Below are 14,306 nucleotides of genomic sequence, written 5' to 3'. Positions count from 1 at the left end.
GGTGGCTTAGCCACCTTCTAACTACTTGGTAATTTTATATTTTAAGGTTACGTTGTGGTAGGGCAAAAAGCCTCTCAAGCCAATATGCCAAGTTCCCATTTGCGCATTTTGTATTTGACATGACTCGTTACTTCCCCATAAATATGGACGGCAATCAAACTTATAAAACTTAGGTTTTTTACCATGTCTTAAATACAGGTCTGCCTCTCCGTTACCCTCAATGCTGACTTCCAAATTACTATATCCTTCAGGTACTTCAACAACAGTTCGCTGCCACCAAAACCAGCCATAAATATTGTCGATTTTACCTTCAATCACCGGGTACGGGTCCTGTGTATTTACCTCGATTACAATCGGGTCATGATCAGATGAACGATAAGCATGGTCCGCGTATAGCGATTGCTGATGTTTGTCTGACTTGTATTCTACGTTATAGTCTAATGCAACAGGTTCGTCTGCATTAATGTGCCAATCTGAGATAGCGACAACCTTTGCTGTCATAGAATCACTGGCAAATGCATGGTCTAGGCTGCCTAAGCGCCCTTTAAATACGTAAGAGTAGCTATTCACATCCCCGTTTATAATATCCCTTAGATTTGAGTAGCCATTTGCACTCATCTGCCTGATTGGGTCTTCCAAATTGTAAGCATTAAAATCCCCCAATATCACAGTGTCATCGTCTTGAACGGTAGTTGGAGTACCAGCTAACCAAGAATGTAACTCGTTCACAGCATTTACGCGAGCTTGATTCCAACAGCCTTGCCCATCGTTCTGATCCTGATCTAGACCTTCTGCTCGACTGCAGCTACCTTTAGAGCGCAGGTGAGCAACTACCACGTTAAATACATCGGTGGTAGATAAGTCCTCAAAGCTCTGCATCACTGGTGGGCGATTACCGTAATCAAATGGGACAGCATCTGTGAAAGCGGGCACACCTACTTCTTTTACTTTATTGCTGCGATAGATTATCCCTGACATTATTGCATCAGTACCTACAGAATCAGTAGCAAAGTTAACGTAACTATAGGTATTTTGTGGGTCTGCTTCGCCTAGTGAGCTGGCCAACTCAGCGATCGCGCTGTTTTCACTAAAGCCATCGTTTTCAACTTCTAACAGCCCGATGACATCTGCATCTAACGTCACCAATGCAGCCACAAGTTTGGCTTTTTGGCGTTGTAATTCTTCTAGTGAGTCTGCACCACGTGATGTCGGGAAGCCGCCGCCTAGCCCATCACCATTAAAAAAGTTCAGCACATTCATGCTCGCAATTCTTAAGTTACCTTTTTGTGTGACTTGAGGAGAATCGTTACGAGGGTTTTCTTGGATGAAGTTTGGCGCTGTGATCGGATGAATTCGATATTGAGAGAAACCATATCCGATCACACCTTCAACGCCGCTCACCTTATCACCCAATCTAATCGTATTGTATGCATCAAGCTCAGGTGTCGGGTAAGGTATTATTTCCGGGTTTTGCGCTGTCGAGCCATCATCCAAAGTAATTTCTTTGCTCACATTCAGGCGCTCGATAGCATTAGCCGCTTCCCCAGGCAATGCCACTTGAGTACCTTGATACAAACGCTCAGAGCCCAGCTTTAATTCCCCGTAGCGCTTTAAGCCGTATGTGTCATTTACAAACAGATCGTTGGTTATGTTCACAAGCATACCTTCATACGCTTCCAAACCAGACTCTACCGGCAAACTAATGTCTACACTTACCACCGAATCTGTACCACAAGATATTGCGCTACTCACATTTGAAATTTGAGTTTGCCCATATGACTCCCTGACGCTACCGGATAATTTAATCACTTGCCCTTCTACAATTGACGCGTCTTGATATGAAACAAATATACCTTCAGAAGTCAGTGGGTTGTTATCCTGCTCAAAATCTTCTTCTTGAATGAAAAACCCTTTTAATTTCCCATCTTCAACAAAAGACGCTGTTACTACCCCTTGAATTTCAACTTGTTGACCCACTAACGGACTTTCAAAAGATTCGCCTTGAACTGCGTGAATTAAAACATTGTTTTCATTACAAACGAGTGCTGGTGGCTCAGTTGGATCTGTGGCGTTATGAAGGCCAATATTTGAAAAGTCGTCTTTTGCTAGCGCTTCCCACTCTGTAGATGGTAAAAAAACATCATCTACAACCGAATCCCCAGTTACAACAGTGCTAATGCGTACCAGTGACTTATCTTTTGTGGAAACGCCTTGATCAGTCCACGCTGAACCCGGATCGAAACCTACTTGTCCAATACTGTCCACAGCACCATTGCTATTTGACAACACAATGGCATCATCGCCGTTATACCAACTGCCGTCTTTTTGTTGTTGTGCCTTGAGTCTAAGCTCTTCTGCCGCTCTGGCGTGTACTACAACATGTGTAGCTTTTGGCAACAATGTGCCTTCAAGCGCAATGCTGGTTCCCGCTGTAGATTTACCGTTAAAATAAAACTCGAGGCGATAGCTACTCAAATCGACTTCAGATTCGCCGCTGTTATAGAGTTCGATTGCTTTGTTATAGCTGCTTCCTTCGACATATTCAGAAATCATGATCTCAGCATAAGCGGGTGTCATTAAACACGCGACTGCCGAAGCTAGTAGAGATTTTTTGAACATAGTTATTTCCATTTACTTTGGTTTTTAATGAATTATTTAGTAATAAGGGATGTAACTCTATATGAAAAATATTTCAATTGTAATATTTTTGTATCTTTTTTATTTATATTAAATTTATTTTTGAGCATAAAAATGTGTTGGATTTTCACAGCTCTAACCTTTTAGTTTCAGTCTAATAAATTTAAATCAACCGCAAGACCCCATTACAGGTCCATCAAATAAAGTGTCTCACTCTTATGACCGTGGGTACAGAAACAATATTCAAGCGCGTTTCAAATGAACAAAATAATTATTGATATCTTATAACAATATGAACTCCTTTTTACGTGGTGTTTTTTTGACCACCAACGCAAAACTGAGTTACTGTCTAAAAGTCAATTAAATTGACTAACTCTGAAATAGCACGATTGCCTTGAGAGGCTCAGCGTATTTAATTACAACGCTGAGAAGGCCGTGATAACAAAGGCTCTTTCAGTAACAATTAGTTACTCTCAGCTAATTAGATCACAACATGTAAAGAAATTTTTAAAAAGGAAGATTTAATGGAAACGAAAAATCTGATGAAACTCGCCGTACTATCGCTACCAATATTGCTCACGGCGCCAGTAAATGCGCACAAGGAACAGGGCATTATTCAAACAAATACTCAGCAAGAATTAGCTGCTAGCATCACTCTCAACCTTGACTGTCTAGCTCACCCAGAAGCGCTGCAAAGAGCCGTCTCCTTCAATTACCTCGCGCAAACAGTGAAATTCGTGATTTCAGGAGAATGCGCAGGCCCAATTCAAGTTAAGAATAATCGCTTCGAAATTATAAATGACGCTGGTAGAACAGGCTCTATACGAGTTAAGTATGTTCAGGAGCACGCACAACAGAGTGCGGTATTGGTTCACTCAGGTTCGGTTGTACTTTCGAACATTCATATAGATGTACCTAATAATATACCAGCGGTTGAACTTAAAGCCAACAGTGTCGGACAACTGAAACACGTTACCACTAATGCTAAATCAGAAAGCGAAGACTCATTCCAACAATTTTTGGTCACTGACAATAGCACAGCGTATTTTGAAGGTTTCTCAGGAAATTCCGTTGGAGTTTATGGCAGCTCTTACGCAGAGTTTACAAAAGCAACTGACCAAATCAAACTTAGTGTTTTCGACACCTCTTCAGCAAAGTCGAACGACAAAAACCACTTTAGCTCAGTTCAGGTCGCGGGGAATGGATATTTCTTAGCTGACAATCAAAGTAACATCAATTTACTTATGGTTTGGAGCAAAGGAGCTGCAGAAATCAACAACAAAAGTCGAGTAGGGGAGATCATGATGGGCGGGCAAACCCACTTTGCTGCTTACAAAGAGTCGACTATTGCTGGGCCTTACGGGATATGGGGGAATGTTGTATTTGAACTAGAGCATTCAACTGCATATAACTGGAAGGCTGTAGATAAGCCTTATTCAATTATCATTGGGAACAATGCCAATGTGAACGGCAAGTTCTACCCAGGGTGGAGCTGGACAGGTCAAGCAAAATAATGATGCCTTGCCTAGAAAGAGAAGGCTAACTTCTCTTTCTTATGATAAACCAGACGCCATAACATTTAACTAATATAATCTATATAGACACAAAGTTTCGCAGTGTCGTTGCCAAATAGCGGAGAAGAGCAAACAACCGCATTGTGTTCTTGATCTAGCCAATTTTTACCTTTCATCAATGCAATATCGCCATCACACAATGTGTTTACATTACACTCTTTTGGCTTTTTAACTGCTGGAGTGAATTGGCCTTTTTCAAGAGGGTAGTATTCGACGAAGCCGTGCTCCAACCACCTTTCTCCACTCCCACCTAACGTGGAGAGCATTCTCACAATACCGTTTTGAGAATGAAAAGCCGGGCTCATAGCATAAGTGCAGGGGAGGATCCTCAAACCAATTTCTTTTGGTTCAAGTAAAGCATCAAACATGCAGAGCATTAATTCAATATGTTCAACCAATAAATCACCGTGCGCTGTACCTACAAACACGTTTTTAACTTGCTCTGACAGTTCTTCATTAATTGCACCTTGATACTGGAAAGCGTGATCTGGCGCTTTTTTAACATAATGAACCGCTGCACGGCTTTTAGCCCAAGTAGCGGGTGTGCAATAACAGGCGAGTGCTGTGTTAGGATCATAAATCTCTGAAAGGACGCTAGCGGACTCATCAATAAGATATTTAGTGCTTTGTGTTTGAGCACAAACTTCAGAATTAACGCTCATAAACCTACATTGTTATGTGATAATATATCAACATTATCACTTTCGACGACCGAATTGAAGGGGTTACAGTAATTTATTGAGAATACGAATTAATATCAATCAAAATATATCTACTTAAAAGAGCTCGAAGGCGGGGCTACCGCCACATCAAACTCAAAAGCCTAAGCTAAAACCATGGACCATCAGTCAATCTTAAAGTTATCCATGGTTCTTTGTAAGGTATCACTGTTCAACTTCATGTCTTCAAAAAGTTTTTTCAAGGCTATTGATGTCTCTAATTCGTCTGTTGCAGCATCGAGCACAGCTGACGTGTTAGTTGATATGTCCTGTGCAACGGTAGATTGCTGTTGAGCCGCTGTCGCAACGGATGTTGTCAGCTGCTCAACGTGATTACTATGTTCGCTCACTTGCATGGAGACCAGCCGAGTTTCTTCTATTTCACTCATGATTTCGCTGGCAAGTTGAGTGTTATCTTTTATTGCATTAACAACACTCTGGCTAATTTCATTTAAGTTACTCAATAGTGATGAAATCTGCTCTGACGATTCTTTACTATTGTTTGCAAGGCCACGCACTTCATCTGCGACAACTGCGAAACCGCGGCCATGCTCACCAGCCCTAGCAGCTTCAATGGCAGCATTTAAGGCGAGTAAATTTGTTTGGTCAGCAACACTGCGAATAGAGTCCAATATCGTGTTTATTTCCGCCACTTGCTTTTCCATATTTGCGGCCATTTCATTGACCGTATCCATGTGATCAGACAGGGTATTCATTGCATCCAAATTTCTTTGATTGTCTTCTAACAGCTTTTGAGATTCGTTGTTAAGCTGATCGCTTGCAGCCAAAGTGTCGGAGGCTGAACGAGCAATTTCTTCGCTGGTTGCCGCCATTTCTTCAATTGCCGTCGCAATGCTCGACGCCATAGTTTGGGTTCGCTGCGCCTCTTCATTGACATGACTTGCCGCCTTATCCATTTCGCCCCCCAACTCTGTACCAACTTTTATAGATTTGGATAAACCGACAAGTAAATCTTTAAAAGCATATACGGTATTGTGAATGGATTCGGAAATTTGCCCCAATTCGTCGCTGGTTTTCAGTCGTACATCTAAAGTCAAATCACCTTCTTTGGCGACTTTTTCCAAAATACCTGTTAAATGATGCAATTCATGCTTCAAAGATGATACTAAATGCATGTTGATCACTGCGATTATGCTCATGGCCAGAATGAAAGCTATTCCAATAAACATACTCTGGCTAAGCAAATCGCTTTTCACCTTGGAACTGTGATTTAACGTTTTAACCCACTGACCATCGAGAATTTTTTTAACCGCAACGATTTGATTGGTCGCCTTAGGAAACCATTCATTGCTTGATAAAAGCGTATTGAAATCAGGGTTGTCTTCTATTAATAAGTAATTTATTACTTTATCCAGCTCCCTGGCCGTTGTATCAGACATCGCTTGATTGTATTGCGCAAGCTGCTCTCCCTCTAGTATCGCTTCGAGCTGCTCTTTTAGCACACCGAGTTGCGTTTGATAGTAAGTGAGCTCGCCTCTGAGCTTTGAGCTTACTTGCTTTTTGGCCAAGACCCCATTTATCTTCCCTCTGATCTGACCTTTGCGCTCTTTGCTTTTTGCCAATAAAAACGCAATTGATAGCTTTGAAGCTAAATCTCGATTGCTGATATAAGCTTGCATTCGGATAGCTGTGTCAATCGCGACTTGATTCAGGTGGCTGTAATATTTAAAAGCACTTTTACTGTTTAAGTTGTCCACTTCACGCCTGACAGCGGATTTCCCTTGGAGCTCCCTAAATAAGAACGGAAGCCATTTTTGTACTTTTTCGTCTTCCTTGAACTGCCCCGAGTATAAGTCTCTGACTACTTTCACAGCATTATCTGCCTTTATCCTCTGCGCTGATACGAGTTGTCTTTTATCTGCACTCGGATTTCCTAAGTAACCAGCTGACAATCCTCGCTCTACTGCATGATGGTGTGCGACTTTCTCTATAGCATCTAAGAGCTTTATATATTCTATGTCCTGCAGTGTCGAGTTGTAGTCTTGCCAGTATTGCGATGCAATTTTGAAAAGTAGGATAAAGATGAAAATAACAAGTGCGAGAGAGCTAATTATCGTCAGTTGCAAAATGGATAAGCGTTTTAGCAAATTCATTCAATTTCTCCGAGGCGTATACCTATTGCCAATCTTAAGCGGATGGCTACTAATCTTTCCTTAAGTTAAAAGATAGTCAAAATAACCAGTTCGTCATAAGTTTCTTCACGTAAATAGTCACTTGTAGAGAAATCTCTACTAGTAAGTTTGTGTACTTTTATCGTTAGTACCAATTATTTAAGCAGCTGTAACAGAGTGTAATAGTAACCATTCTCAAGCGCACTAGGCTTCTATCATCAGCACTAACCATGCAAAATCGCAGTTTGGGATTAATGAAACCTATTAGGGCTGAATAAAGATAGCCACAATGTATTGTGGCAACACCTTATACGGATATGGAGTTTAAATATGAAAACTTTAGCAAGCATTCTGCTCGGCGCGTTAACGACCGTGTCATTTTCGACACTTAGCGCACCAGAGTCTTATGGCATTTTGTTTTTGGATAGAAGCGGTTCTATGATGACATTGCGACCCGACAAACAATCTCGATGTGCCTACTCAAAACAGCAAGCCATTAGTAAAGCGACTAAGTTCTTTTTAGATAGCTCGATAAACGGCCAGAAGTTGAATGTCAAAACCTTTAGTAGTGGTGGCCAAATCCAATCCATTACCAATGGATTTGTTGACTTCACAGGTGCGTTTATGGCGCTACAACAGCTTGATGGAGAGGGATGTCGCGGTGCCACAGCACTTGCCGAAGCCATGTGTGATGGTGCTGATGAATTACGTACTAACTTTTCGGTAGAAGCCAGCAGAGGCGCATTGCTGCGCGTGTATGGCTCTAGTGATGGTGACGAAAACGCGAGTCCTGTGACACATTGCGGAGGCGCTAATTGGCAAGCGAATGTGACCGCTAAGTACTTAATGGAACTGCCACAAGTGCAATTTAACGCAACCATATACACAGGCACCGTACAGAGCATAGCAATGTCAGATAAACTAAATGCAGCAATTGCAAACGACCTCCCTGCTTATGCTATGTCGCCTAATACCTATACTAAAAATGTACCCACTTTTGATTTTCTCAAGCAGCTTGCAGCACAAACTGGCGGGACAGTGGAAGAAGTCAGTGATAGTGATGGCGGCGACCCTGGAGAATGGTAAACAGCTGCATTTTTGATTTCTCAATAACGCTTTTCTCAATTTATTGAATGGAGAAGCGTTATTAGTTGCGATCAGATAGCTTTAAATATTCAAAAACTTAAACACAGTGCCAGCAAGAACGGGGTAATCTAAGTTCCTATTAGGTGTCTTAGAAAATGAAGACCTCATTCATTTGACGACAGTAAGATGCTGAGAGAGGCTTAATTGGGCCTGTCTTCGTCAGTCTGGCTTTTACGTTTTTTGAGCTTCTCTTTATAACGATCCCCGTATAAGAAACACAAACAAATTAACAATAAAACAAGAATTAGAAATACACTTCCGCTATACGAAATAACCATAGCCTCGACCCATTTCATTACACAACTTTAAGTATAGTAAGCTTAGGAAGAGGACCCAGCTCTTCCTAATAATTTAGCCGCTTGAATCTGAGGTTATCGACCTTAGACAAATAGGGCCGGACGATCGGAGAACTTGGAGAGATTTGGAAATACTTGCGCAAGTTCAGTCTCTGATAACCCTAACCAAGCGCCCAACGAAGCGGCATATTGATCTACAGCCATCGTCGGTATCAACCGGCCACTACCCGCATCCAATTCATGACCGAATTCAGCTTGTGGAACGTCACCGAATATCGTTCCACCATTTATCGCTCCGCCCATAATAAAGTGATGTGCACCCCACCCGTGATCGGTACCATCACCATTAATAGCCAAAGTTCTTCCGAAGTCCGATGCGGTGAACAAGGTGACATTGTTGCTCAACCCCATACTTTCCATCGACGTGTTGAAAGCAGCTAACGCCGCATCCAAAGCACTTTGTAATTTTGGTAAACTTTGAGCTTGGTCGGAGTGCGTATCAAAACCACCCATTGTCACCACAAAGATTTGTCTTTTTGTACTTAACTGTTCTCTTACCGCCAACGTACGTGCAACAGACTCCAACTGCCTGCCTAACCTTGATTTTGGAAACTCACCTACGTTCACAGACTGTCCCGAAATCGCTTGATTAAACATCTGATTGGCATCAAATGATTGGCTAATTTTCGCAGAAAGATCTTGCTGTAAATAGTTAGTCGTCTGATGCCCGCTTGCGCTAAAATGTGCTTGTACTTGCTCATTGTCTTCAAAAAAATCAAGTGCATCTATGGTTGCTGCACGACCATCATTCACGTGGTAAGGAGTTGTATTTGTGCCAGTTACAAGTAGCTCTGCACTGGATGTTGTGATTGCTGAAAATGTGTTCGTTTGCACGGTTCCTTGATTAATTAAGGCATCATTCAATCGACCAGCCCAACCAAACTGCGCCCCCTCAGCTTTACCTGACATCCAAGTACTTTGCTGATCATTGTGGGAAAATAGCCTTGACGGCAGTTTCGCCGTTTCTTGGCGAATACTCGTCGCTGTAACATTTTCCAATAAAGGCCCGACGTTACCTACAATTGACAGCTTGCCTTGCTGATATAGACTAGCGATGTTTGGCATTTCTGGCGGTAACGCAAATTGGCGATCGGCAAATCGAGAAGGTGTATTAATTGGCAATATGCTTCCCAGATCGCGCTTAGTCGCATATCGGTTGAGTAAAGGCGCTCTTATTTGTGCCCATTTTTTATAGCTATCGCCATCAAAGGGAATGATTGTATCGTGATTATCCATTCCGCCGTACAAAAAGACGCATACAAGCGCTTTATACTCTCCACTATCGTTAACTTGGGTATTAGCTAGCACTTTTCCCATATTCAAAATAGAAGAAGCAACAACTCCTGCACTGGCTGATTTTATAAAATTACGTCTATTCATTGCCCATTCTCCTATTTTTGTACCAAGTAATCAGGTGATGACATCACCATTAAAATGCCAAGTTGTACACGAGGCAAAAGGCCATCATCCTCATCGGCTTCAACGGTAGCTAAAACATCTGATATATTTTTTCGGCTTCGCTCACTGAGCTGTTGTGCGCTCAATATCACGTCCAAATAATCAACCAATGCACTCGGTTCATCTGCAATGGCGAGTAAGGGTTCGTAGTCTGGTTTAAAGCTTTCCAGCGCCTGTGCAATATCAGCTTCAATTCCCAACTCCTCTAACTCATTTTTAAGCTCCTCGAGATCCGCGTCCTGTTGCTGCCCGGTAATAAAGAAGGTCATAAAATTTACATACCCAGGAATTGAACTTGCATTAGTAATTTGTAGCTCTGGAGCCACGAGACCTTGTGCTGCGCTCACACTGCCGGGAGATTTGTAACCTGGACGAAAATAATTGAATACACTGGGTGCTCGGTAGGGGTGTTGGCCAAGCGCTGAACTGGCACCAGTTTCCCACAAGAGGCTCACAAACTGAGGGTTTACATTTTCTACATTAAATGCGCGAGCCCACTGAGTAAAACGCAAAATTGGCTCACGTATTTTCCCCCCAATTTGTGCCGACAGTGTTCGGGCTTCTTGATCAAACAAAATAGCAGCCACAGTTGCTGTCAGATCACCTCGCTGCTGAGTACCTACCTGTTGACCATCAGGTAACACAAACTGACCAGATTCAAATGCGGTTACAACACGCCCAACATAATCTGGACTTGGATTAGATGTTACTAATCTTTGTATGAGTTGCTTTGTCACAAATGGCGCTAAGTTTGGATGTGCGAAAATATGATCTAGAGCTTGGGTAATTGACGCTCTTGCATCTGTGCCTTCTGGGATAGTAAGCTCTAAGAACGATTTTGCTTTTTCTGAATGTGATTCGGAAAATACTGCCATGGGCATACTAAATCTTTTGCCGAGTGGGGCATCTGGATCTTCTTCGTCCAAATTCAGGCCGGTGAATACTCTTGCCAATCCTGTAATATCAGTATTGTTATATAACTCAACTTTTTCTCCGCTATCGTTTACCTTCTCTGTGCCATCATTGTTTAATGCAACAACGCCTAACGTAAACAACTGCAATAACTCTCTCGCATAATTTTCGTCCGGCATCCTGCCAGTTTGCGCATCGCCTTTTTCACTGCCCATATAAGTTAAATAATGACCCATGGCAGGAGAGTAGGTGACTTGTTCCAGAATCGTTCTGTAATTACCAAATGCATTTGTGATAAGAATATCTTGGTAAAACGCCACAGCTTCTGGTACATCAGTCAGTACTTCACCCCCTCCATTTGAAACCACTAAGATCTCTGAAAGCGCAAACGCAATACGTTGTCTGAGCTGATCTTCTCCACTAATCGCGTTTCTCCAAAATGAAAAGCTAGTTTGTTCAATGTAGAACAAGCTAAAATCATCCTCTGGATCGGCTGGAGCTGCCGCTTCTACTCCTGGTAAAACCAAACTCGCTGGCAAAGCCAATTGATTGACAAACCACTCCGATGCACTGGTGCTCTCTAACTCATTTAATTGACTTGGCTGAACACCAAAGGTAGCTTGCTGAATAAAGCGTGACACTTCAATTTTAGAAGAAAACGTAGTGTCATCGCCTGAAGGTTCTTGATTGTTTTCATCCTCATTTGCTGAGTTTTCACCGTTGGAAGAATTTTCATCTTCATCGCTATTGTTGCCGTTGCTCGCATTGCTATCACCGCCGTTATTCGATTCACTCCCATTATTGACAGGATTGTTATTATCTTGCGCACTGCTGGTGGGTTGATTGGTTGTATTAACTTGGCTTTGAGATGTGTTATTTTGCTCGCTGCCGCCGCTTCCACAGCCAGACAGCAAGCCAACAAATAAAGCTAATACAATACTTTGTATATATTTTTTTATGTGCATAATTTAGCCTTAAACATAGATCAGACACTATTAGTTTAGAGCTAAATGACGCTTTTATGTTTTACACCTTGCATACATTCGTCATACAAAATTGTATGAATCACAATATTTAGTTTGAAATTGGCACTTCGATATTGAACACAGCACCTTTTTGATCTGACAATAAACATAACTTGGCGTCATGCACATCACAAATTGCTTTAACAATACTCAACCCGAGACCATTACCGGGTTTTGACCTACTTACATCCGCGCGATAAAAGCGCTCAAATATATGAGGCTGATCTTGCAAGCTTATACCGGGGCCGTCATCGCCGACTTGCAACAACGCGCTACCTGTATGACTTTGCAATCTAATCCAAACATTTGCAGACGGATGACTATACTCCAAAGCGTTTTCAAACAGGTTGCAAATTAATTGACTTAATAAATCACTATCGCCAAAGCAATACACATCATCAACTGTCGACAACTCAAGCACTCGTCCGCTGTCTTCGAAAACAGGTTGATAGCTAAGCGTGAGGTCAGTTATTAGTTCCGAGAGATTAACCTGAATAAAGTTGCTCTTATGCTTTCCGGATTCAATACTATTGAGCCGCACTAGATTGTTGAATGTAGATATCACAGCATTCAGATCTTCACTCGCACGAGTAATATGCGCATCAATTGCAGTGTTGTCTCCCAAATCTTGCCGCATAGATTGTAGGCGGTTTGCGACTCTCGACAATGGCGTTTTTAAATCATGAGCAATACCGACAGACATGGTCTTTGCTCTGCCATGCAAAAAAGCTATTTGGTCTAACATTTCATTGGTTGCGTGTATTATGTCTCTGTGAAGCTCCATTTTATTATCGAGATTAAGGCGAGCTGTATCAGGGGATTGCCCAATCTCAGATAACCTTTCAACAATTTGTCTTGTGGCCTGCTTGCTATTTCCACCAGCAACTATTGAGAATATAAAATGACTCACTGCGGCAATGCTTGCCAAGATAAGCCCAAAACGAACTAAAATTGTGGACGTAAACTCATGTTCATAACTTATGGGTTGAGCAATGCTTAAGTGCTGTTGTTCGTCTAATTGAACGGTTAGCGTCAATAGCTTGAAACTTTTATTCGAGTCAAAATCCAGTGTCTGCCATTTTGCATCAGGTGAAATAGGTAACGTCAGTTCAGTACCAAGTGCCAATTCGTTATCAATAAACAAAGCAAAAATTGCATCGTGCTCATTTAGCCTCTCAAGACTTTCTTTGCGGTCCCACATAGTATGGGGTTCCAAATCAAGTTCTTCCAAAATGCTATCAAGCCCTTCTTCCTCATATCGTGACTTAACTTCATCTAAGTATTCTGTTAATTCTATTTTCTGGTTAGCATCTATTGCAGATAACACAATCAATGAAGTGATAGTGATTGCACTGACAACGAATATTGTCACGACAGCGCTCGTTTTAACTGCATTGAAAACAAGTGAGGAGTCTTTAATATATTTAATCATTAGAAATAATGTAACCGCAGCCGCGAACCGTCTTGATCAGTTCGATGTTAAAAGGTTTGTCGACCTTATTTCTCAACCTACTTACGTGAGTTTGGACCAAACTGGTTTTAGGGTCAAAATTGAAGCCCCAAACCTTTTCAAGAAGCATAGTTTTTGTAACCAATTGTCCTGGGCTCTGCATTAGAAATTCCAGAATCTGATATTCCTTTGTATTTAAGTCAATGACTTGGCCATCTCTGGTGACTTTTCGACTCGTTCGTTCGACAACAAGGTCACCCAAACGAAGAGACATCGTAGATTGTGAAATCGGTTTTCGCCTAGTGAGCGCCTTGAGCCTCGCGTGCAGTTCCGAAAACTCAAATGGTTTAACTAAATAGTCGTCTGCACCTGCATCTAGACCCGCAACCCTATCTGCGGTATCACCCAAAGCCGTTAACATAATAATGGGCGTCGTCACGTTGCTTGCTCTTAGGACCTTAACAGCGTCTAGACCATCCATATTAGGAAGCAGGCGATCAAATATAATTACATCAAACTCTGAAGAAGAAGCTGCTATCATCCCTTCACTGCCTGATGTTACGTGCAGAACAGATTCGCCATTCTGTAGCAATCCCTTTTTTATAAAAGAGGCAGTATCCATATCATCTTCAACGATGAGTACATTCATAAATTGGTTCTATTGTTTACTTTTGTTAAGTTTACCTCAATCGTTGCTAAAACGAAGATACAATTTTGTATGACTCAACATGCACATTGATGCAGATAGTTCTTCACTTGAAACACATAATGTACTTTGCAGTGAAATACTCAAAATAACTCCTCACATAGAAATTAGTACACCTAAAATATTTCTTTAGAACCATAGAAAGTGGTGAAGCTAACAACGATTAACGATTTTAATTTGGTAAGCGAAAC

9 protein-coding genes are annotated in these 14,306 nt (G+C 41.7%); 2 read left to right on the top strand and 7 right to left on the bottom strand.

Annotated features, from left to right (window positions below):
- Positions 1 to 21: 21 nt before the first annotated feature.
- Positions 22 to 2,619, bottom strand: coding sequence for an ExeM/NucH family extracellular endonuclease (locus J8M00_RS02740; protein WP_211008831.1), 2,598 nt, complete (start codon positions 2,617 to 2,619; stop codon positions 22 to 24).
- 542 nt (positions 2,620 to 3,161) lie between these two features.
- On the opposite strand from J8M00_RS02740, the gene J8M00_RS02735 reads away from it, so the two are divergent.
- Positions 3,162 to 4,151 (top strand): hypothetical protein, encoded by a 990-nt coding sequence (locus tag J8M00_RS02735; protein WP_211008830.1) that lies wholly within the window; start codon positions 3,162 to 3,164, stop codon positions 4,149 to 4,151.
- Between the two features lie 65 nt (positions 4,152 to 4,216).
- On the opposite strand, the gene J8M00_RS02730 is transcribed toward J8M00_RS02735, so the two are convergent.
- Both J8M00_RS02730 and J8M00_RS02725 read right to left on the bottom strand, forming a co-directional pair.
- Positions 4,217 to 4,873: a DUF1826 domain-containing protein gene (locus J8M00_RS02730; RefSeq protein WP_211008829.1), complete on the bottom strand. Its 657-nt coding sequence runs from the start codon at positions 4,871 to 4,873 to the stop codon at positions 4,217 to 4,219.
- Positions 4,874 to 5,055: 182 nt separating this feature from the next.
- Complete coding sequence (locus J8M00_RS02725; protein WP_211008828.1) at positions 5,056 to 7,044, bottom strand: methyl-accepting chemotaxis protein; 1,989 nt, start codon at positions 7,042 to 7,044, stop codon at positions 5,056 to 5,058.
- Positions 7,045 to 7,392: 348 nt separating this feature from the next.
- Between J8M00_RS02725 and J8M00_RS02720 the strand changes: the two genes are divergently transcribed.
- The gene (locus J8M00_RS02720; protein WP_211008827.1) at positions 7,393 to 8,148 is read left to right on the top strand and encodes a VWA domain-containing protein; all 756 of its coding nucleotides are present in this window, start codon (positions 7,393 to 7,395) and stop codon (positions 8,146 to 8,148) included.
- A 440-nt stretch (positions 8,149 to 8,588) separates the two neighbouring features.
- On the opposite strand, the gene J8M00_RS02715 is transcribed toward J8M00_RS02720, so the two are convergent.
- From J8M00_RS02715 to J8M00_RS02700, 4 genes are all read right to left on the bottom strand, one after another.
- Positions 8,589 to 9,944 carry a DUF1501 domain-containing protein gene (locus tag J8M00_RS02715; RefSeq protein ID WP_211008826.1) on the bottom strand — a complete coding sequence of 452 codons (1,356 nt, stop codon included), beginning with the start codon at positions 9,942 to 9,944 and terminating at the stop codon, positions 8,589 to 8,591.
- A gap of 11 nt (positions 9,945 to 9,955) precedes the next feature.
- A complete protein-coding gene (locus J8M00_RS02710) occupies positions 9,956 to 11,899 on the bottom strand; it encodes a DUF1800 domain-containing protein (protein WP_211008825.1) in 1,944 nt (647 codons plus the stop codon).
- A gap of 109 nt (positions 11,900 to 12,008) precedes the next feature.
- Positions 12,009 to 13,331: a sensor histidine kinase gene (locus J8M00_RS28595; protein ID WP_211008824.1), complete on the bottom strand. Its 1,323-nt coding sequence runs from the start codon at positions 13,329 to 13,331 to the stop codon at positions 12,009 to 12,011.
- 52 nt (positions 13,332 to 13,383) lie between these two features.
- Complete coding sequence (locus J8M00_RS02700; protein WP_211008823.1) at positions 13,384 to 14,058, bottom strand: response regulator transcription factor; 675 nt, start codon at positions 14,056 to 14,058, stop codon at positions 13,384 to 13,386.
- Positions 14,059 to 14,306 lie beyond the last annotated feature (248 nt).

This window comes from Pseudoalteromonas luteoviolacea, from assembly GCF_018100925.1.
Taxonomy (GTDB): domain Bacteria; phylum Pseudomonadota; class Gammaproteobacteria; order Enterobacterales; family Alteromonadaceae; genus Pseudoalteromonas; species Pseudoalteromonas obscura.
The sequence above is the reverse complement of the archived record's forward strand: the minus strand, read 5'-3'. Positions and strand labels throughout refer to the sequence as shown.

Excerpts from the sequence above, each read along its gene's own strand:
- J8M00_RS02715 (WP_211008826.1), bottom strand. The coding sequence starts at position 9,944 with ATGAATAGACGTAATTTTATAAAATCAGCCAGTGCAGGAGTTGTTGCT.
- J8M00_RS02735 (WP_211008830.1), top strand. The coding sequence starts at position 3,162 with ATGGAAACGAAAAATCTGATGAAACTCGCCGTACTATCGCTACCAATA.
- J8M00_RS02710 (WP_211008825.1), bottom strand. The coding sequence starts at position 11,899 with ATGCACATAAAAAAATATATACAAAGTATTGTATTAGCTTTATTTGTT.
- J8M00_RS02720 (WP_211008827.1), top strand. The coding sequence starts at position 7,393 with ATGAAAACTTTAGCAAGCATTCTGCTCGGCGCGTTAACGACCGTGTCA.
- J8M00_RS02725 (WP_211008828.1), bottom strand. The coding sequence starts at position 7,044 with ATGAATTTGCTAAAACGCTTATCCATTTTGCAACTGACGATAATTAGC.
- J8M00_RS02740 (WP_211008831.1), bottom strand. The coding sequence starts at position 2,619 with ATGTTCAAAAAATCTCTACTAGCTTCGGCAGTCGCGTGTTTAATGACA.
- J8M00_RS02700 (WP_211008823.1), bottom strand. The coding sequence starts at position 14,058 with ATGAATGTACTCATCGTTGAAGATGATATGGATACTGCCTCTTTTATA.
- J8M00_RS02730 (WP_211008829.1), bottom strand. The coding sequence starts at position 4,873 with ATGAGCGTTAATTCTGAAGTTTGTGCTCAAACACAAAGCACTAAATAT.